This window comes from Dactylosporangium sp. NPDC049742 (genome assembly GCF_040674675.1).
Classification (GTDB): Bacteria; Actinomycetota; Actinomycetes; order Mycobacteriales; family Micromonosporaceae; genus Dactylosporangium; species Dactylosporangium maewongense.
The window spans coordinates 46,798-66,007 of sequence record NZ_JBFANF010000064.1 but is presented as its reverse complement, the minus strand read 5'-3'; the positions used below and the strand labels follow the sequence as shown (position 1 = coordinate 66,007).

Below are 19,210 nucleotides of genomic sequence, written 5' to 3'. Positions count from 1 at the left end.
ATGGGGACCGGGCCGCCCGCACCGATGCTCGCCTCGACCGGCCCGCTTCCGACCGGGCCGGGCTGGTCGTATGAGTTCAAGTGGGACGGCATCCGGGCGATCGCCGTCGTCACCGGCGGCGTCACCCGCCTCTACGCGCGCAGCGGGGTCGAGGTGACCGCCGCCTATCCGGAGCTCGCGGCGATCGGCGAGGGCCTCGACGACACCGTCCTCGACGGCGAGGTCGTCACCATGGACGAGGCCGGCCGGCCGTCCTTTCAGCTGCTGGCCGAGCGGATGCACGTCCGCGAGCCGGCCCGGGCCGCGCGGCTGGCGGTCGCGTTGCCCGTGTCCTACCTGGCGTTCGACGTGCTGAGGGCCGCGGGCAAGGACGTGCTCGCATCGCCGTACACCAGCCGCCGCCGCATCCTCGAAGGGCTCGCGCTGGGGGCGCGCGCCGTGATCCCGCCGTGCTTCGACGACGGCCCGGCGACCGTCGCCGCCAGCCGCGACAACGCCCTCGAAGGCGTGGTGGCGAAGCGGACCGGCTCGCACTACCACCCCGGCCTCCGCTCGCCGGACTGGGTGAAGGTCAAGCTGGAGGAGAGCTGCGAGTTCGTCGTCGGCGGCTGGCGGCCCGGCAAGCGCGCCCTCGGCGCCCTGCTCGTCGGGGTGCCGGCGGCCGGTGGGCTGCTCGCCTTCAGCGGCCGGGTCGGCGGGGGGATCTCCAACGCGGCCGAGCGCGCCCTGCTGGACGCGCTGCGTGACCTGTCGGTGCCGCAGCCGCCCTTCGCCGGCACCGTGCCCCGCGAGGACGCCCGCGGCGCGACCTGGGTCACGCCGACGCTGGTGGTGGAGGTGAAGTTCAGCCACCGTACGCGGGACGGCCGGCTCCGCTTCCCGCGCTTCCTGCGCCTCCGGCCGGACCTCACCCCCGCGGACGTCGCTTCCTCCTCGGACGTCGCTTCCTCCTCGGACGTCGCTTCCTCCCCGGGCGGCGTCGATGCCTGACAAGGTCCGGGTCGAGGTCGAGGGGCGGCACCTCGACCTGACCAACCTCGACAAGGTCCTGTACCCGCAGGTCGGCTACACCAAGGGCGAGGTCATCGACTACTACACCCGCATCGCGCCGGTTCTCCTGCCGCACCTCGCCGGCCGGCCCCTGACCCGCATCCGCTACCCCAACGGGGTCGACGGCAACAGTTTCTTCGAGAAGAACGCGCCGGCCGGCACCCCCGACTGGGTCCGCACCGTCCGGCTGCCGGTGCCCGGCTCCAGCCGCGGCCGCGAGACCATCGACTTCATCGTCGTCGAGGAGCTGGCCACGCTGGTCTGGCTGGCGAACCTCGCCGCGCTCGAGCTGCACACCCCCCAGTGGCGCGTCGCCGCCGACGGCTCGCCGCTCAACCCCGACCTGCTCGTCATCGACCTCGACCCCGGCCCGCCGGCCACGCTCGCCGACTGTTACGAGGTGGCCCTGCTGGTCCGGGACCGGCTCGCCGCCGACGGCCTGGAGCCCGCCGCCAAGACCTCCGGCCGCAAGGGCATGCAGCTGACCGCCGAGCTGTCCGGCGAGGAGACCGCCGACGAGATCAGCGCGTACGTCAAGGACGTCGCCGAGGAGCTCGCCCGCCTCCGGCCCGACCTGATCGTGGCCCGGATGGCGAGGCAGCTCCGCCCGGGGAAGGTCTTCATCGACTGGAGTCAGAACAACGCCTTCAAGACGACGGTCGCGCCGTTCTCGTTGCGCGCGGGCGCCCTGCCGACGGTCTCGGCGCCGCTGACCTGGGACGAGGTCGCCGAGGGCACGCTGACCATCGCCGACCTCACCCCTTCCGTCGTGCTGGACCGCGTCACCGCCGGGTCGTGACCCGGTGCGGTGCCGGTGCGCTACCGGCACCGCGCGGGGTAGTGGCGGCGCGCCGCCGGCACCGTGCGGGATTACGGCGGCGCGCCGCGGGCGCCGCGTGGGATCGTGGCGGTGGGCCGGGTGGCTCAGCGGTGCAGGGCGTCCAGGAGGCGGTCGATGTGGGCCTCCGTGGTGCCGAGGCCGAAGCTGGCCCGCACCGCCTGGGGCGGCACCGGCGCCGACGGGGCGATCCTCGACGTCGCCTCCGACAGCAGCCGCCGGGTCAGCGGATGCGCGCAGAACAGCCCCGTCCGCACCCCGATCCCGTGGTCCCGGCCGAGCGTCGTGGCCAGCGCGCCGGGGTCCTCGCCCAGCACCGCGAACGACACGATGCCGACCCGCTCCGCGTCCGCCCCGAACAGCCGCAGCTCCTCCACGTGCGGCAGCCGCGCCAGGCCCGCCCGCAGCCGCGCCACCAGGGCCCGCTCCGCGGAGTGGTCGGCGGCGGCGAGCGCCCGGCACGCGGCCGCGATCGCGACGGCGCCGAGCAGGTTGGGCGTGCCGGCCTCGTGCCGCGCCGGCCCGGTCGCCCACCGGACGTCGAGGTCGTCGCCGACGTTGGCGCTCGCGCCGCCCCCGGCCAGGTACGGCTCGGCGGCGTCCAGCCAGTCCGCCCGCCCGGCCAGCACCCCGGCCCCGAACGGCGCGTAGAGCTTGTGCCCGGAGAACGCCACGTAGTCGGCGCCCAGCGCGGTCAGGTCGACCGGGGCGTGCGGGGCGAGCTGCGCCGCGTCGACCGCCAGCCGGGCCCCGTGGCGGTGCGCCACCTCGGCGAGCGCCGCCACCGGCCACACCTCGCCGGTTACGTTGCTCGCCGCCGTGACGCTCACCAGGCCGCACCGCTGCCGGCGCAGCGCCCACTCCAGCGACTCCACCGCCTCCTGCGGCGAGCGCGGCGCGTCCAGGTGGAGGCTCTGCTGCCACGGCAGCAGGTTGGCGTGGTGCTCCCCGTCGAACGTGAGCACCGTCGTGCCCGCGGGCACCGCCCTGGCCAGCAGGTTCAGGGCGTCGGTGGTGTTGCGGGTGAAGACGACCGTGTCGCCGTCGCGGCAGCCGACGAAGTCCGCGACGGTCTCTCTGGCCTGCTCGTACTCCCGCGTGCACCGCTCCGAGAGTGTGCCGGCGCCGCGGTGGACGCTGCCGTAGAACGGCAGGAGCTCGGCGACCGCGTCGGCGACCACCCGCAGGCACGGGGCGGTCGCGGCGATGTCGAGGTTGGCGAAGTCGACGCTGCGGCCGTCGCGCAGCTTCACGTCACCGGGGGACAGGATCGTGGACATGGCAGAGTCCTCCGCTCGCGCTTGCCCGGACACACCGCGTGCCGGACCGTGTCATCACCCGGGGCACCCCGCCGCGAACGCGAGGGTTGCCGGCCAGCAAGCCGGGGCTTTAGCGCTGGCACTCATGACCTGCTCTCACCGTAGCGCGGATATGGTTGGCCCATGACCGATCTCCCGCCGACTGGGACGCCCCAGGATCCGGGTAGCCGTGACGCCAGCTTGTCGCCGTCGTCGGGTGATGTACGACCGGCGGCCGCCTCTGCCGCGCCCGAGGAACGGTCACCCTGGGCGGCTCCGAGCCCAGCACCGGCCCCGTCGAGCGGCGGTCCGGTTGCTCTGGACAAGGGGCCTGACGCATCGGCCGGCCCTTCCGGCGGTGCTTCCGGCGGTGCTTCAGGCGGAGCTGGTGGTACGGCCGGGCCGGCCGCCGGTATGGCCGCGCCGCAAGGGTGGGACGCGGCCGGCGCCGACGTCGTGCCCAACGTGACGGAGGACGCCGCCCCCGACACCGGGGAGCAGCGCTACCCGACCGCGGCCCTCGCCCTGGCCGCCGCGCCGCCCGCCAAGCGCTCCGACCGCCGCCGCCTCTGGACGCTCATCGGCGTCATGGGCGGCATCGCGGCGTGCGGCGTCGCGCTGCTGGCGTTCTTCGGCTTCAGCGGCGGATGGACCGCCCTCGTCATCGGCGTCGGCGCGGCCGTCATCCCGGTGCCGCTGCTGGTCTCCTGTTTCCTGTGGCTCGACCGGTACGAGCCGGAGCCCGTCCGCTATCTCGTCTTCGTCTTCGGCTGGGGCGCGTGCGTGGCCACCGGCGTCGCGCTCGTGGTCAACACCGCCAGCGGGGTGCTCGCCGACAAGCTCGGCCTGTCGGACGCGATCGTGGCGGTCGTGGTCGCGCCGTTCATCGAGGAGAGCATGAAGGCCCTCGGGCCGGTCCTGCTGCTGTGGCGCCGCCCCCGGGCGTTCTCCGGCCTGATCGACGGCATCGTCTACTGCGGGCTGTCCGCGACCGGGTTCGCGATGGTGGAGAACATCCTGTACCTCGGGTACAAGGGCTACGCCGACACCGCCGAGCACGGCGGCGCGGTGAAGGGCGCGGCGGCGCTCGTCGGCATCTTCATCGTGCGCATCCTGATGACCGGGTTCGCGCACCCGCTCTTCACGTCGATGACCGCGATCGGGCTCGGCACCGCGTCGCGCAGCTCGACGAAGGCGGTCAAGTGGCTCGCCCCCCTCGCCGGCCTGCTGCTCGCGATGCTGCTGCACGGCTCGTGGAACCTCATGTCGGTGATCGCCGCCGCGAAGCCGATCATCCTGCTGTACGGCTACTTCTCCGTCATGATGCCGATCTTCCTCTGCATGGTCGGCTTCGCGCTGTGGCAGCGTGCGGCCGAGGGCAGGCTGACCGAGCGGATGCTCACCGAGTACGCGCGGGCCGGCTGGCTCTCCCCGCCGGAGGTGGCGTCGCTCGGCACGCTCGGCAGGCGGCTGTCCGCCCGCCGGTGGGCCAAGCGGGTCGCCGGCGACCCGGGTGCCAAGGCGATGAAAGCCTTCCAGTTCGACGCGACGAAGCTCGCCCTGCTCCGCGACGGCATGCGCCGCGGCCTGGACAACACGCCGGCCCGCCGGATGGAGGCCCTCGCCGAGGAGCGCCAGCTGCTGACGGCGCTCGCCGCCTACCGGCAGGTCTTCGTCGGGCGCGATCCGCAGGCACCCATGGCGGTGTGGGACGGCAGCAGGTACCACATCACCTTCCCGGACGGGATGGTCCGGGTGCTCGCCGCTCCGCCCACCCCGGTCGTGCCCGTCCCGGTCGTCGTGCCGCCGCCGCCCCCGCCGCCGATGTACGCCGGATACCCGTACCCCTATCCCTACAGGTAGAGCCCCGTCGAGTCCGGCTCGACCCGCCGCGCCGCGACGGCGTGCACGTCCCGCTCACGCAGCAGCACATAGTCGCGGCCCTGCAGCTCCACCTCGGAGCGGTCCTCCGGGTCGAACAGCACCCTGTCGCCGGCCACGATCGACCGTACGTTGGGCCCCACCCCGACGGCGGTGGCCCACGACAGGCGCCGCCCCACCGACGCCGTGGCCGGGATCACGATGCCGGACGCGTGCCGGCGCTCGCCCTCGGCCCCTTCGAGCCGGACGAGGACCCGGTCGTGCAGCAACCGGATCGGCAGGCCCCCTTCCACATCGGACACGACGGGCGGGGTGGTGGCCGGCGGGTAACCGGCGGCTGGCTGGGCTGTCACGGTTGCGACGCTACCGCCTGGGTACGTGCGATCGCCGCGGGACCCGGACTACGGTGAAGCGTCCGGTCGGTTCGCAGGCAATCACAGGGGGTTTCGTGGGCCGGTTCGATCAGGTGCGCGCCAACCTCCGGCGGGCGTACGAGCAGCGCCTCGAAAACGCCCGCCTCGAACGCGAGGCGATCGCCGCGGAAGAGGCTGAGGCTGAGGTGCCGCCGCCTCCTCCGCCGGCCGAGCCCGACGTGATCCACTCGTCGACGATGAGCCGCGACGACGCCGAGATCCCGCGCGGCCTGCGGCTCGCCGCCGCCTGGTCGTGGCGTCTGCTGGTCCTCGTGGCGGCCCTCGCCGTCCTGCTCTGGCTGGTCAGCCGGCTCGACACGGTGCTCATCCCGCTGAGCATCGCCCTGCTGCTGTCCGCCCTGCTCGCGCCGATGATGGAGTTCCTGCGCCGCCGCGTGAAGCTCCCGCCGTCCCTGGCCGCGTTCCTGGTGCTCGTCACCGGCCTCGCCGCCGTCGCGGGCGTGCTCACCCTGGTCATCACCGAGTTCGTCGACGGCTTCCCCAACCTGGCCGACAAGGCCTCGGCCGGCGTCAACCAGATCCAGGACTGGCTCACCACCGGCCCGCTGCACCTCAACGGCAGCCAGCTCGACGCCACCTTCGACGCCGCCACCAACTGGCTCAAGGACAACCGCGGCAGCCTCACCGACAGCGCCGTCTCCACCGCCACCGCCACCATCGAGTTCTTCGCGCTGCTCCTGCTGGTGCTCTTCGTCACGTTCTTCTTCATGCGCGACGGCCACCGCATCTGGCTCTTCCTCACCGGCGTCCTGCCCACCCCCGCCCGCGACCCCATCCGCCGCGCCGGCGAGGCCGCCTGGCGCACCCTGGTCGCCTACGTCCGCGCGACGGTGCTGGTCGCCTTCATCGACGCCCTCGGCATCGGCCTGCTCCTCGTCATCATCGACGTGGACTTCTGGTTCCCCCTGGCGACAATGGTGTTCCTGGCCGCCTTCGTCCCCATCGTCGGCGCCACCGTCTCAGGCGCCGTCGCCGTCCTCGTCGCCCTCGTCGACGAAGGCCCGATCAGCGCCCTGGTCGTCCTCATCGGCGTCATCGCCGTCCAACAACTCGAAGGCCACGTCCTCCAGCCCCTCATCATGGGCCGCGCCGTCTCCGTCCACCCCTTGGCCGTCATCGTCGCCATCTCAACGGGCGTCGTCCTGGCCGGCATCATCGGCGCCCTGGTAGCCGTCCCCCTCGTAGCCGTCCTCAACACCGGCATCCGCCACCTGGTCCAACACCGCCACGAACCACCCCCCGACTCGGTCATCATCTCCGCAGACTGACCCCCGCTCCCCGCCCCCGACGCTGCGACGCCAACGCGGTGCCGGGCCGCCGTGGCGATCGAAGGCTCGCTCTGGTCACGCCGACGGCCAGGTCCGTCCTTGGATCAAACCGGCAGCGGGCGGTTCGGGTGGCCGCACCCGCCCACACCACTGCGGCGGGCGGCATCCACTGGGTCGATGCGGCAACGCCGCTGTGCCGACGGTGCCGCAGTGCCGGCGGCGTGGTGATCGAAGGCTCGCGCTGGTCGCGCCGACGGCCACGTCTGTCCTTCGATCAAGCCAGCGGCGGCGGGAAGAGGGACTGCGAGCGTGATGCCTGCGGCCGGGCAATCGACGATCCGCGGTCTTCATGCCGGCGGTGTGCCGCTGGTGCCGCGCGATCGTCGCGTCGTCGGCCTCGGCTGTCGTGTAGATCGCCGCGCCGCCGCTGGCAGCGGCCTGAGAGTGCCGCCGGGCTCGCCGTGCTGCCGGACCCGACTGTGCGTCGACCGGCGCTGTGCCTGTCCGCGCGGCGGCGCGGGCCGGTACTGGGGTGAGGTAGCGCCGCGGCGGGCGGTGTTGTTGCTGGACTTTGCTGGTGTGCCGGTAGCCGCTGTGTAAGTCGGCGTGGCGGTGCTGGCTGGTGGCGGGGATGACGGTGCCGGGCAGTGGGATGACGGTGTCGATGGACTTGGCTGGTATCGGTCGGTGCGTGGGGCCGGCGGTGAGATGAGGGGTGCCGTGCGGCCGGCGGTGTCGCTGGACCTGCTCAGCACGTCGACCGGTGCGGTGGCGCTGGCCGGTGGTGGGATGAGGATGTCGTGCGGTCGGCTTCGGTCGACGCGGTGATCGAAGTCCAGCTCTGGTCGTGCCGGCAGCCAGTCCTGTCCTTGGATCAAGCCAGCGGCGGGAGAAGTGCGCCGCGAGCGTGGTGCCTGCCGCCGCAATCAGCAGTTCTCGGTCTTCAGACCAGCGGGTCGACCCAAGGCGCCGCACGATCGCCACACCGCTGGTCACCGACTCTGAGCAGAACACCGGCAAGCACCGGCACAGAAGGGCGGCTGGGCAGGCTCTTGGCTCGGCTGGTGTCGATCGGCGCTGTGTCGGTCGGCACGGCGGTGATGGCCGGTGGCCGGCTGAGGCGCGATGGGCGGTGTCGCTCGACCGGGCCGGCACGTCGATCGGGCAGTGGCGTTGGCCGGTGGTGGGTGTCGTGCGGCGGGCGGTGTCGCTGGGCTCGGGCTGGTGTCGAGCGACGCGACGGCAGCGGCGATGGTTGGACGGCAGTCGGGCGGGACGTGGGCCGACCCGGGAAGCGAGGCAGGTCCGGCGCGGTGGCGGACGTGGCCGCTGTCGGGGGCGCAGCAGGGTCGACTTACCGGACCTGGATGGGTCGCGGGCCGGCGGCCGACGAAGGTGGTGCGATCCGCGACGGGCAGGGACGGAGCGGGCAGCCAGGCGGGGACAGGCGGCAGGGCGGGACAGCTCCGGCGCGGTGGCCGATGTGACCGCTGCCGGGGGCTGAGTGGGGACTGGCGAACGCGGCGCGGTCCGTGTGGAGGCGAGGGCCGAGCGGGCGCGTCAGGTGGTGGACAGGCGGCGGAGGGCGGCGCGGACGACGTCGGGCTTTGTGGTGTACCAGAACGGGGGGAGGGAGGCGCGCAGGTATGGGCCGTAGCTGCGGGCCGTCTCCAGGCGGGAGTCGAGGACGGCCACGACGCCCTTGTCGGTGCGGGCTCGGATCAGGCGGCCGACGCCCTGGGCCAGGCGGACCGCGGCGATCGGGACGCTGACGGCGGCGAAGCCCGAGCCGCCGGCGGAGTCGACGGCCGCGGAGCGGGCGGCGGCGAGGGGCTCGTCGGGGCGGGGGAAGGGGAGGCGGTCGATGATGACGAGCTGGCAGGCGTCGCCCGGCACGTCGACGCCCTGCCAGAGGGACATGACGCCGAGCAGGCAGCTGTTGCGGTCGGTGCGGAACTTGCGGACGAGGATCGGCAGAGCCTCCTCGCCCTGCAGGAGGATCGTGATGCCGGGGGCGCGGGCGCGGAGGACCTCGGCGGCGCGCTCGGCGGCCTTGCGGGAGGAGAAGAGGCCGAGGGCGCGGCCGCCCAGGGACTGGACGAGCTCGACCATCTCGTTGGCCGCGGGCTCGGACAGGCCGGAGGTCTGCGGGCGGGGCAGATGCGCGGCGACATAGAGGATGCCCTGCTTGGCATAGTCGAACGGGGAGCCGACGTCGAGCGAGCTCCACGCCAGGTCGGCCTCGTCGCGCGCGGCGGAGGCGCGCACCACCGCCTCGCGGGCTGCCTCGCCCGCGGAGAGCCCTGCGGGCTGGGCGGGGACGGCAATAGGGACAGGCAGGCCCAGCGAGCGGGCCACGGTGTCGAACTGCCCGCCGAGCGCCAGGGTGGCCGAGGTCGCGACGACGGTGCGCTCGTGGAACAGGTGCGTGTTGAGCGTGCCGGCGACCGAGAGGGGGGCGACGACCACCGCGCGGCGGCCGCGGTCGTCGCGCTCGATCCAGGTGACGTCGTGCTCGGAGTCGGAGAGGATGCGCTGGGCGATCTTGGTGAGGTCGGCGACCATGGTCTTGGCCTGCTGCTTGCGGACGGGGTCGGCGTCGTCGGCCTTGACCTCGCCGATCGCGTCGATCGCCTTGCGGCCGCCGCCGTCGAGGAGCGTGAGCGCCTCGCCGAGGGTGGTGGGCAGGCCGTCGGTGATGCGACCCGCGGGGGCGTCGGCGAGCGCGACGGTGAGCGTGTCGCCGGCCTCCATGAGCCGGTCGGCGACGTCGTCGTCGACATAGGGGCGGCAGCGGCGGGCGGCGCGCTCCAGCAGCTCGGGGGTCAGCTCGGCCTGCGAGGCGGAGCTGACCCGGTCGGCGAGCTCGTGCGCCTCGTCGACGACGAGGAGCTTGTGCGGCGGGATGATCATGCGGCCGCTGAGCATGTCGACGGCGAGGAGGCTGTGGTTGGTGACGACGATGTCGGCCTCGCGGGCGCGGGCGCGGGAGGCCTCGGCGAAGCACTCCGACCCATACGGGCAGCGGGCCGCCCCGACGCACTCGCGGGCGGGCATCGAGACCAGCTTCCAGGCGGAGTCGTCGACGCCCGGGTCGAGCTCGTCGCGGTCGCCGGTCTCGGTCTCCATCGCCCAGTCGCGGAGGCGCTCGATGTGCTTGCCGATCCGCCCCGCCTCGCCGAGCCAGCGGGTCGGCCGGGCCTCGCCGACGTCGAAGAGCGCGTCGTCGGGCTCGTCGGCGGAGGTGCCCTCCAGCCGCGCCAGGCAGACATAGTGGTGCCGGCCCTTGAGCACGGCGAAGGTCGGCCGCCGGCGCAGCAGCGGCTCCACCGCGTCGGCGAGCCGGGGCAGGTCGTGCTCGACGAGCTGTGACTGCAGCGCGAGCGTGGCGGTGGACACCACGACGGGGCCGTCGACCAGCAGGGACGGCACGAGATAGGCCAGGGACTTGCCGGTGCCGGTGCCGGCCTGGACGAGCAGGTGCTCCTCACTCGAGGCGGCCGCGGCGATCGCCTCGGCCATCTGCTGCTGCCCGGGCCGCTCCATGCCGCCGGGCACGGCACCGACGGCAGCGGAGAGCAGATCAGTGGTGGCAAGCGTGGCAGTCACGACCAAGAAGCTACCGCCTCGGTACGACAGAAACCCGCGGGCACCAACACGATCAGTACTGTGGGCGCATGCCAAAGGTGGTCTACCGCAAGTTCGACGGTTCACTGCACTGGAACTACGAGACCAGGATCCTCGGCGAGGACGACCACGGCATCTGGGTCGGCGCCGACACCGGCACGATCGTGCACCGCGGACCGACGAGGACCGGCCCGGTCGAGGCGCCGCACGTGCTGCTCTTCCCGCGCCAGGCCTGGTGGACCGCGTGCTTCAACGCGGCACCGCACCGCACCGAGATCTACTGCGACATCACCACCGTCCCCCATTGGGTGGAGGAGACGGAGGTCACAATGATCGACCTGGACCTCGACGTCCGGCGCCGGCGCACGGGCGCGGTCGAGCTGCTCGACGAGGACGAGTTCGCCGCGCACCAGGTCAAGTACGCCTACCCGGCCGACGTGATCACCGAGGCGCAGGCCAGCGCCGACTGGCTCTTCGGCGCCGTCTCGCAGCGCGTCGAGCCGTTCGGCGACAAGTACCGCGACTGGCTAGAACTCGTCCAGTGACAGCTTCGCGGGGTTGAGCTGGTTGTAGAGCCCGGTGATGAGCCCCGACGGGCTGATCCCGAAGCCGGCGACCGCGACGGCCCCGCCGAAGGACACCACCAACCCCAGGTCGCCGTTGACCAGCGCGACCTCGATCGACACGTCGGCAGTGCGCCGGTACAGGCCCAGCACGAAGCGGGCCACGTCGGACGCCCCGAGGATCGGCCGCCGGGCCGCGGACACGACGCCGCCGCCGTCGCCGAAGGCGACCACGTCCGGGGCGAGCAACTTGAGCAGCGCCTCGATGTCCCCGCCGGCCGCCGCCGCGGTGAAGGCGGTCAGCACCGAAGCCTGCAGCGCCCGGTCCGTCGTGTGGCGGTGCTCCCCGTCGGCGACCGCCTTTCGCGCGCGGGAGGCCAACTGCCTGGCGTTCTCGGGTGTTGTACCGAGGGTCGCCGCCACCTCCGCGAACGGCACCGCGAACACGTCGTGCAGCACGAACGCCACCCGCTGCTCGGGCGTCAACGCGTCGAGCACCAGCAGCAGCGCCATGCTCACGCTGTCGCGGAAGGACACCCGCTCGCCGGGGTCGACCTGCGCCGGGTCGGGGAGACGCTCCACCAGCGGCGAAGGCAGCCACGGCCCGACGTACGCCTCCCGGCGCACCTTCGCGGCCCGCAGCTGGTCGAGGCACAGCCGCCCGGTGACGGTGGTCAGCCAGGCCCGCAGGTCGGTGACCCCGGAGGTGTCCGCCCCGGCGTACCGCAGCCAGGCATCCTGCACGACGTCCTCGGCATCGGCCCGGCTGCCGAGCATCCGGTACGCCACGCCGAAGAGATGGTCACGGTGCGCGCTGAACTGATCCACCACGACACCCATTCAAGCAGGGCGTTTACCACCCGGGCGATATGCGTGTTACATACCATTTAGGGATGAGCAATGGTCTTGCCACGGTCGCCAGCGGCATGGTGGGCCTCGCGGCGATGGGCGCGCTGGCCGCGGCGAGATCGCGGCGCGGCCGGCCGTACCTCGCCGACGGCCTTCTGGTGGCGGTCGGCGGCCCCGCCGACCCGGTCGCGGCCGCCGTCCGCGCCGGCTTCGCGGGCGTCGAGGTGGCCGTCCGGCTCGACACCGACACCGCGCCGCCGGTCCTGCGCCTGGACTGTGCCATGCCCGACGGCGAGCCGGCGCCGACCTTCGAGCAGGCCGTCCTGGAGCCCCTCGCGGCGCTGGTCGACGAGAGCCCGCTCGGCCGGGTCCACCCGCGCCGCGCCGAGCCGTTCCTGCTGCTCGTCCACGCCGACCCGGACCCGGACCCGGGCCCGCCGCCGCGCGTGACGGCGCCGCAGCAGCGGGCCGCGCTGCTGCTGCAGGCCGCCCGCCCGGAGTACGAGGCCCTCGACCTCCTCCTGCGCCCGCGCGCCGAGCTGCTCACCACGTTCCTCGGCGGCCGCGTCGTGCCCGGCGCGATCACCGTCGTGCTCACCGGCCCGTACTGGTCCCGCGCCGACCTCCTCGGCGCCTACGAGCGGTTCGCGTTCCTGGAGGGCCGCTTCAGCGACCTGGAGCCCGGCGGCCTGCCCGTCACCGTCGCGCCGCTGGTCACCGAGGCGCTCGGCGCGCGGATCGGCTGGGACCCGCAGGAGGAGTGGCCCGAGTTCCCCGCGGAGGCGCGGCACATCCTGCGGTCGCTGGTCGGCGCCGCGCACGCCGGCGGCCGCCGGATCCGGTTCGTCGGCGTCCCCGAGGAGCCGCGGCACGTCCGCACGGCGTTCTGGCAGGAGCTGCGCGCCGCGGGCGCCGACCTCATCGCCAGCCGTCACCGGGCCCAACTCGCAAGGTTTCTCCGCAAACCGGTCGATCGCGAGCGAAAGCATCGGGCCGAGCCTCGGCGGCCCGCCGTACAAGATGAACAAAAGCTGAACGAAAGATGAACTGCGCAAGGTCACAGGACTGCGGTTCTGCCGAGCTCAGTGGCGGGATCTAGCATTCCCGCCGAGGACCAACCGGCCCTCGCGGATTTCGTTCACGTCTCGAGGTCAGGCTGTGCGTTTGAGGCTCCGTCCCAGTGACGATTCGTTCTACGACTTCTTCACCCGTGCGGCGGGCAACCTGGTGAAGGGCACGGAGCTGCTCTCCGAGCTCGCGGTGCCCGGCGTCGACGTGCAGACGGTCAGCGAGCGGCTGGTCGAGGTCGAGCACGACAGCGACGCGATCACGCACGAGCTCTACAAGAAGATCAACTCCAGCTTCATCACGCCGTTCGACCGGGAGGACATCTACCGGCTCGGATCGCTGCTCGACGACGTGATGGACCACCTCGAGGCGGTCGGCAGCCTGCTGTACCTGTACGGCCTGACCAAGCTGCCGGCGCTGCCCCGTGAGCTGCACGAGATCGTCAAGGTCCTCGACCAGCAGGCCCGGCTCACCGCCGAGGCAATGCCGCGGCTGAAGACCATGAAGAACCTCGAGGAGTACTGGGTCGAGTGCAACCGTCTGGAGAACGAGGGCGACAACGCGTACCGCATGATGCTCGTCCGGCTCTTCTCCGGTGAGTACGACGCGCTCACCGTGCTCAAGATGAAGGAGGTCGTCGACGAGCTCGAGGCCGCGTGCGACGCCTTCGAGCACGTGGCCAACACCGTCGAGACCATCGTCGTCAAGGAGTCGTGACATCAGCGCGCAGCTCATCGCGGTGCTGGCGGTCATCCTCGTGGCACTGGTGTTCGACTACACCAACGGCTTCCACGACGCGGCCAACGCGATCGCGACCTCAGTCTCCACCCGTGCGCTCAGCCCCCGCACGGGCCTGATCATGGCCGCGCTCGGCAACTTCGCCGGCGCGCACCTCGGCGGCCAGGTCGCCAAGACCGTCGGCAGCGGCATCATCCACCCGCCGAGCGGGATGAGCGGCCTCGGCATCGTGTTCGCCGGCGTCGTCGGCGCCATCGCGTGGAACCTCATCACCTGGTACTTCGGGATCCCCTCCTCCTCGTCGCACGCCCTGGTCGGCGGCCTGGTCGGCGCCTCGCTCGGCGCGATGCTCTTCGGCGTCGACGACGCCACCGTCCTGTGGGGCGGCATCGTGGAGAAGGTCGTCATCCCGATGGTGGCCTCGCCGCTGGTCGGCTTCACGCTCGGCGGCGTCGCGATGATCGCCATCATGTGGATCTTCCGCAATGGCAACCCGCGCAAGCTCAACAAGGGCTTCCGCTACGCGCAGACCGCCTCGGCCGCGGCGATGTCGGTCGGCCACGGCATGCAGGACGCCGCGAAGACCATGGGCATCGTCGTCCTCGCCCTGTACGCCGGCGGCTACCAGGACAACACCAGCCACATCCCCGAGTGGGTGTTCTGGACCTCCTCCACGATGCTGGCGCTCGGCACGTACTCCGGCGGCTGGCGGATCATCCGCACCCTGGGCCGCAAGGTCATCGACCTCGACCCGCCGCAGGGCTTCGCCGCCGAGACGGTCGCCTCGGGCGTGCTCTTCACCACCTCGTGGCTCGGCGTGCCGATCTCGACGACCCACACGATCACCTCGGCGATCATGGGCGTCGGCGCGACGAAGCGGCTCTCCGCGGTCCGGTGGAGCGTGGCCGGCAACATCCTGGTCGCCTGGGTCCTCACCTTCCCGGCCGCGGGAGCCATCGCCGTCCTCGCCTACGCGATCTCCCGCTGGATGTTCTGAGCCTAGGGGCGGCCGTACGTGTCCCGGAGCGGCAGGCGCATCTCGGTGCGCAGGCCGTTCTCGGTGAGCTCGATCGGGTGCCGCGGGTCGATGCGGTTGGCGGTCGCGGGGTCGCCGTCATGGTCGATGGGCAGCCCGGTCGCCTGCCGTTCGAGGTTGAGCACCGGGTTGCCCTGACCGTCCACGTCCCGTCCGCTGGCGCCGTTGTACGGGTGCTCGTCGGCCGTCCCGTGCGTGAAGTCGTACACGTGCGCCAGCTCGTGGAACAGCGTCGACAGCGGCGGGCGGCCGTCCTGCAGGGCACCCCACGCCGGGTTGTAGCGGATCACCGGCCACGGCCCCGCGCCGGCGTAGCCGTTGTCGTCGCCCACCGCCCGGATGGTGATCGGCACCGCGGTCGCCTGCAGCGCGGCCAGCATCTGCCGGCCGGCGGGGGAGGCGGCGAGCAGGTCCAGGTCCGCCCGGACCCGCTCGGCGAACTCCGCGTCGCCGTCGATCCGGATGAACGCGTCCATGGCCGTCGCGACCCCGGTCATGTGCTCGACCCCGGCGACCCGGTCGTCGCCCTGGCCGTAGAGCAGGTCGTCGCCCTCGCCGCCGCGCACGGCGTCGGCGCCGGCACCGGAGTAGACGACGTCGTCGCCGGCCCCGCCGGTCAGCGTGTCGTCGCCCCGCCCGCCGGACAGCACGTCCCGGCCGTCGCCGCCGTCGAGGACGTCGTCGCCGGTGCCGCCCTCCAGGTAGTCGCCGCCGGCGCCGCCGGTCAGGGTGTCCCGGCCGGAGAGCCCGTAGAGCACGTCCGCGCCCTCGCCGCCGTCGAGCCGGTCGTCGCCCGCGCCGCCGTCGAGGTGGTCGCCGGAGTCGCCGCCGAAGAGCGTGTCGTCGCCGCCGTTGCCGGTCAGCCGGTCCTCGCCGGCGCCGCCGTCGACGGTGTCCGCGCCGGCCCCGGCACTGATCACGTCGTCGCCGTCGCCGCCGAAGAGCAGGTCGTCGCCGTCGCCGCCGTCGACGCGCGCCATGCCGCCGCCGGCCCAGAGCCGGTCGTCCCCGCCGCCGAGCGCGGCCGTCTCGGCCTTCTGCTCGCCGCCCCGCCACGGTCCCAGGCTCACCAGGTCGTCGCCGTCGCCCCCGCGCACCGTGTCCGCTCCCGCGCCGGCGAGCAGCATGTCGTCGCCGGCGCCGCCCACCAGCGTGTCGTCGCCCGAGCCGCCGAGCACGGTGACCGCGCCGCCGCCCTCCACGCGGACGGTGTCGTCGCCCGACCCGGCCCGCACGACCAGCCGCGCACCCGCCGGCACGCGCACCGGCACCCCGCCGACCAGCACGATCCTGCTGCCGTCGGCCTCGGTGCGCACCGTCACGACGTCGTCGCCGGCGCCGGCGTCCACCACGACGCTGCCGGCCACGATCACGTCGACGGCATGCGACGCCTCGGCCGCGGCCAGCCAGCCCTCGACGCGCCCCGCCGCGATCTCGCTCCAACCGGCCGCCACCGCCGCCCACCGCGGTCGTGCCGATCGAAGCGCGGCGTCGTGCCCGACCAGCGCCTGCACGATCTCCGACCGGATCTTCGCGGCCTCGGTGACGGCCCGCCCGACCGCGGCGGCCTGCGCCGGGTCCGCCGGGCTGAACGTGACCCCGTCCAGCCCCCGCCGGTGCGGCACGGCGGCGATCGCCCGCCACGCGTCGTCGAGCAGGTCCTGGCCCCGCCGCAGCAGCGCCGCCATCGCCTCGTACCGGTAGGCGACCTCCGGCGCCAGCCCCGTCACGGCGTCCAGGTCCCGGCCCAGCCTGCCCCGGTGCGACTGGTAGCTGTCGGCCGCGTCGCCGGCCCAGACCAGCCGGCGCGCCGCCGTGTCCAGCGCCGTGCGGGCCGCGTCCGCGTCCCGCCCCACCTGCCGCCACACCACGGCCGCCGCGTCGAGCAGCGCGGGCCGTGCCTCGATCCGCCACAGGTCGTCGACGGTGACCGCCTCCGTGACCAGCCCCGCGTTCGTCATGCCGGCGCTCCGCGGGAGCCGCCCATGCGCTGGTCGGCGAGGCGGTCGGCCTCGTGATACGCGAACGCGGTGCGCCACAGGCGCTCGGCGTCGCCCTCCAGCACCGCCACCAGCCCGCCGATCGCGGACTGGGCGTCGCGCAGGACCATGGTGCAGGTGCCGTGCAGGGCGGCGCTGCCGCCGAGGTTGCCGAACGCCGTCGCCGGGACCGGCAGGTCGCGATAGCCGCCGCGGAAGTGGTCGCCCAGGTGCGCGGCCGCGGCCAGGCTCGCGTCGGCCAGGTCGCTCAGCGCGCCGGGATCGGCCCGGATCTCCTTCGCCATATCGCGCACGGTAATGGTGACACGACGAACGGATGGCCCCGTTCAGCTCGAGTAGTCAAGACCGACCTTTACCCGTACAACATCCAAAACCGTCAAAATGTCCAGCGTCTCCGACAGCGGGACCAGCGGGCTCTCGGTGCGGCCCTCCCGGATGCAGCGGTGCACCTCGGCGGCCTCGAAGTGGTAGCCGGCCCCCTCGAACGGCAGGTCGACCGTCTCGGCCTCGCCGCCGCGCCAGATCGTGAAGCCGGACGGGTGGAAGAACTCGCGGGCCACCTCGATGCGGCCGGTCGTGCCGGTGACGGTCGCCCGGCGGGCGCTGTCGCCGACCAGCGAGCAGGTCAGCGCGGCGAGCGCGCCGGAGTCGTAACCGAGCAGGATGCCGGTGTTCTCGTCGACGCCGCCCGCGGTCATCCGCGCCCACGCCTGCACGCTGGACGGCGCGCCGAGGAACAGGTGCGCGAACGTCACCGGGTAGATCCCGACGTCGAACAGCGCCCCGCCGCCGAGCGCCCGGGACAGCAGCCGGTGCGACTCGTCCCACGGGCCGGCCATGCCGAAGTCGGCGTGCACGGCGGTCGGGTCGCCGATCGCGCCGGCCGCGACCAGCTCGACCATCCGCCGGACGGCGGGGATGCAGCGCATCCACATCGCCTCCATGAGGAACACGCCGCGCTCGCGGGCGGTCGCCACGAGGGCCTCCGACGACGCGACGTCGAGCGTGAGGGGCTTCTCCGTCAGCGTCGCCTTGCCCGCCGCGAGCGACAGCATCGTCGCGTCGTGGTGCGCGGTGTGCGGCGTCGCCACGTAGATCGCGTCGACCTCCGGGTCGTCGACCAGCGCCTGCCAGGAGCCGTGCGCCCGGGGGATCCCGTGCTTCGCCGCGAACCGCTCGGCGCTCTGCGCGGTGCGCGAGCCGACCGCGGCGACCTCCGCGTCGGGCAGCAGGTGCAGGTCTTCGACGAACGTGCTCGCGATGCTGCCGGTGGACAGGATGCCCCAGCGAATGCGGTCGGCCATGGCGTTCAATCTAGTGCTCGGCGGGGTACCGGACCGGCGTGGGAGCAGATGAGCAGCACCGCAGGCCAGACGGTGTCTCCGACGCCACCGTCGAGGCGCTGGGCAAGCTGAGCGAGGCCCTGGAATGCGTCGAGCGGGCCCGCGGGCGCCTCTACGACCTGCACCAGCTGATCGGCCACGCGGACCTGATGCTCGACGAGGCCGTCAGGCTCTTCCGCGAGGCCGGCCACCCGAGGCTCGCCGAGCGGATCCAGACCGACCTGGTGGGCCGCAACGTCATCGCGGGCCACTGGACGTTCCAGATCGTCGAGGACTTCGACGACAACTACTACGCCACCTTCAAGGACCTCGACCGGACCGCCCGCGACGAGCTCGTCCAGGGCCGCCGGCACCTCTACGAGGCCGAGATGAAGGAGCGGCGCCGCACCCACGGCCGCCCCGGGCACGAGCAAGGCCCTAGTGTGGCCTGATGGTCGAGTTCCGTCTGCCACCCGCCCTCGCCGAGCAGGCCCGTCAGTTCGCGGCGTCGGGTGCTGTACCGGTGGAGCCCCGCCTCGCCAGCACCGTGGTGCTCATGCGGGCGCCGTTCGAGGTGTACCTGCTGCGCCGGGTCCCCACGATGGCCTTCGCCGCGTCGATGTACGTGTTCCCCGGCGGCGGCGTCGACCCGCGGGACGCGGCGGTGCAGCCCGGCTGGGCCGGCCCGTCGCCGGCGGAGTGGGCGGCGCGGCTGCGGCTTCCTGAGTCCGTGGCGCGCTCGGTGGTCTGCGCGGCGGTCCGGGAGGTGTTCGAGGAGTCCGGGGTGCTGCTGGCGGGCGCGGACGTGGACACCGTGGTCGGGGACGTGAGCGGGCCCGACTGGGAGCGGGCCAGGATCGCGCTGATCCAGCGGGAGCTGGGCTTCGCCGAGTTCCTCACGGACAACGGGCTCGTGCTGCGCTCCGACCTGCTGGCGCCCTGGTCGCGCTGGATCACGCCGGAGTTCGAGCCGCGGCGCTTCGACACGTACTTCTTCCTCGCCGCCCTGCCGGAGGGTCAGGTCACGAGGGACGTCGGCGGCGAGGCCGACGACACGGTGTGGTGCTCGCCGGCCGAGGCCGCCGACGGCCGCTTCACGATGCTGCCGCCCACCATGCACACGCTCGTCGAGCTGGCTGAGGTCGCTGGGGTGGCTGGGGCGGGCGGCGTCGAGGCGGCCCTGGCGGCGGCGTCGGACCGTGACCCGGCCGACGCCATCCGCCCAATCTGACCCACGC

Annotated in this window: 17 protein-coding genes and 1 riboswitch; of the genes, 10 read left to right on the top strand and 7 right to left on the bottom strand. The window is 73.3% G+C overall.

From position 1 onward, the window contains the following. Window positions 1-990, top strand: coding sequence for a non-homologous end-joining DNA ligase (gene ligD / locus AB0J72_RS47225; protein ID WP_363412273.1), 990 nt, complete (start codon window positions 1-3; stop codon window positions 988-990). Further along, window positions 983-1,849 (top strand): non-homologous end-joining DNA ligase, encoded by an 867-nt coding sequence (gene ligD, locus AB0J72_RS47220; RefSeq protein ID WP_363412271.1) that lies wholly within the window; start codon window positions 983-985, stop codon window positions 1,847-1,849. Before ligD (AB0J72_RS47225) ends, ligD (AB0J72_RS47220) begins: the two co-directional genes overlap by 8 nt. Window positions 1,850-1,974: 125 nt before the next feature. On the opposite strand, the gene AB0J72_RS47215 is transcribed toward ligD (AB0J72_RS47220), so the two are convergent. Next, on the bottom strand, window positions 1,975-3,168 hold the full coding sequence (locus tag AB0J72_RS47215; RefSeq protein WP_363412269.1) for an aminotransferase class V-fold PLP-dependent enzyme: 1,194 nt from the start codon (window positions 3,166-3,168) through the stop codon (window positions 1,975-1,977). A 12-nt stretch (window positions 3,169-3,180) separates the two neighbouring features. Next, window positions 3,181-3,298, bottom strand: a riboswitch (SAM riboswitch). Between the two features lie 302 nt (window positions 3,299-3,600). On the opposite strand from AB0J72_RS47215, the gene AB0J72_RS47210 reads away from it, so the two are divergent. Then, window positions 3,601-5,049, top strand: a complete 1,449-nt coding sequence (locus AB0J72_RS47210; RefSeq protein WP_363412267.1) for a PrsW family intramembrane metalloprotease — start codon at window positions 3,601-3,603, stop codon at window positions 5,047-5,049. Here AB0J72_RS47210 and AB0J72_RS47205 read toward each other — a convergent pair. Beyond that, on the bottom strand, window positions 5,040-5,369 hold the full coding sequence (locus AB0J72_RS47205) for a co-chaperone GroES (protein WP_344511622.1): 330 nt from the start codon (window positions 5,367-5,369) through the stop codon (window positions 5,040-5,042). The two genes, AB0J72_RS47210 and AB0J72_RS47205, sit on opposite strands and share 10 nt — an antisense overlap. 146 nt (window positions 5,370-5,515) lie before the next feature. On the opposite strand from AB0J72_RS47205, the gene AB0J72_RS47200 reads away from it, so the two are divergent. Next, window positions 5,516-6,769, top strand: coding sequence for an AI-2E family transporter (locus tag AB0J72_RS47200; RefSeq protein ID WP_363412265.1), 1,254 nt, complete (start codon window positions 5,516-5,518; stop codon window positions 6,767-6,769). 1,560 nt (window positions 6,770-8,329) lie between these two features. Here the strand turns inward: AB0J72_RS47200 and AB0J72_RS47195 are convergent. Continuing rightward, the gene (locus AB0J72_RS47195; protein ID WP_363412296.1) at window positions 8,330-10,315 is read right to left on the bottom strand and encodes an ATP-dependent DNA helicase; all 1,986 of its coding nucleotides are present in this window, start codon (window positions 10,313-10,315) and stop codon (window positions 8,330-8,332) included. 131 nt (window positions 10,316-10,446) lie between these two features. Between AB0J72_RS47195 and AB0J72_RS47190 the strand changes: the two genes are divergently transcribed. After that, window positions 10,447-10,941: a DUF402 domain-containing protein gene (locus AB0J72_RS47190; protein WP_363412263.1), complete on the top strand. Its 495-nt coding sequence runs from the start codon at window positions 10,447-10,449 to the stop codon at window positions 10,939-10,941. On the opposite strand, the gene sigJ is transcribed toward AB0J72_RS47190, so the two are convergent. Then, window positions 10,924-11,787: an RNA polymerase sigma factor SigJ gene (gene sigJ / locus AB0J72_RS47185; RefSeq protein ID WP_363412261.1), complete on the bottom strand. Its 864-nt coding sequence runs from the start codon at window positions 11,785-11,787 to the stop codon at window positions 10,924-10,926. The genes AB0J72_RS47190 and sigJ overlap by 18 nt on opposite strands. Window positions 11,788-11,852: 65 nt before the next feature. On the opposite strand from sigJ, the gene AB0J72_RS47180 reads away from it, so the two are divergent. From AB0J72_RS47180 to AB0J72_RS47170, 3 genes are all read left to right on the top strand, one after another. Further along, window positions 11,853-12,854: a hypothetical protein gene (locus tag AB0J72_RS47180; protein WP_363412259.1), complete on the top strand. Its 1,002-nt coding sequence runs from the start codon at window positions 11,853-11,855 to the stop codon at window positions 12,852-12,854. 112 nt (window positions 12,855-12,966) lie between these two features. After that, on the top strand, window positions 12,967-13,593 hold the full coding sequence (locus tag AB0J72_RS47175) for a DUF47 family protein (protein ID WP_363412257.1): 627 nt from the start codon (window positions 12,967-12,969) through the stop codon (window positions 13,591-13,593). A 1-nt stretch (window position 13,594) separates the two neighbouring features. Then, window positions 13,595-14,611: an inorganic phosphate transporter gene (locus AB0J72_RS47170; RefSeq protein ID WP_360567294.1), complete on the top strand. Its 1,017-nt coding sequence runs from the start codon at window positions 13,595-13,597 to the stop codon at window positions 14,609-14,611. A gap of 2 nt (window positions 14,612-14,613) precedes the next feature. Here the strand turns inward: AB0J72_RS47170 and AB0J72_RS47165 are convergent, their stop codons facing one another. The 3 genes from AB0J72_RS47165 to AB0J72_RS47155 are packed head-to-tail and all read right to left on the bottom strand — an operon-like array spanning window position 14,614 to window position 17,954. Beyond that, window positions 14,614-16,611, bottom strand: a complete 1,998-nt coding sequence (locus AB0J72_RS47165) for a M91 family zinc metallopeptidase (protein ID WP_363412255.1) — start codon at window positions 16,609-16,611, stop codon at window positions 14,614-14,616. Continuing rightward, on the bottom strand, window positions 16,608-16,934 hold the full coding sequence (locus AB0J72_RS47160) for a hypothetical protein (RefSeq protein ID WP_363412253.1): 327 nt from the start codon (window positions 16,932-16,934) through the stop codon (window positions 16,608-16,610). Before AB0J72_RS47160 ends, AB0J72_RS47165 begins: the two co-directional genes overlap by 4 nt. A gap of 42 nt (window positions 16,935-16,976) precedes the next feature. Then, window positions 16,977-17,954 carry a Gfo/Idh/MocA family oxidoreductase gene (locus AB0J72_RS47155; RefSeq protein WP_363412251.1) on the bottom strand — a complete coding sequence of 326 codons (978 nt, stop codon included), beginning with the start codon at window positions 17,952-17,954 and terminating at the stop codon, window positions 16,977-16,979. 38 nt (window positions 17,955-17,992) lie between these two features. Here AB0J72_RS47155 and AB0J72_RS47150 point away from each other — a divergent pair, with 38 nt between their 5' ends. Continuing rightward, on the top strand, window positions 17,993-18,424 hold the full coding sequence (locus AB0J72_RS47150) for a hypothetical protein (RefSeq protein WP_363412249.1): 432 nt from the start codon (window positions 17,993-17,995) through the stop codon (window positions 18,422-18,424). Continuing rightward, window positions 18,424-19,203: an NUDIX hydrolase gene (locus tag AB0J72_RS47145; protein WP_363412247.1), complete on the top strand. Its 780-nt coding sequence runs from the start codon at window positions 18,424-18,426 to the stop codon at window positions 19,201-19,203. The genes AB0J72_RS47150 and AB0J72_RS47145 overlap by 1 nt, the downstream gene beginning before the upstream one ends. The last annotated feature ends 7 nt before the right edge of the window (window positions 19,204-19,210 follow it).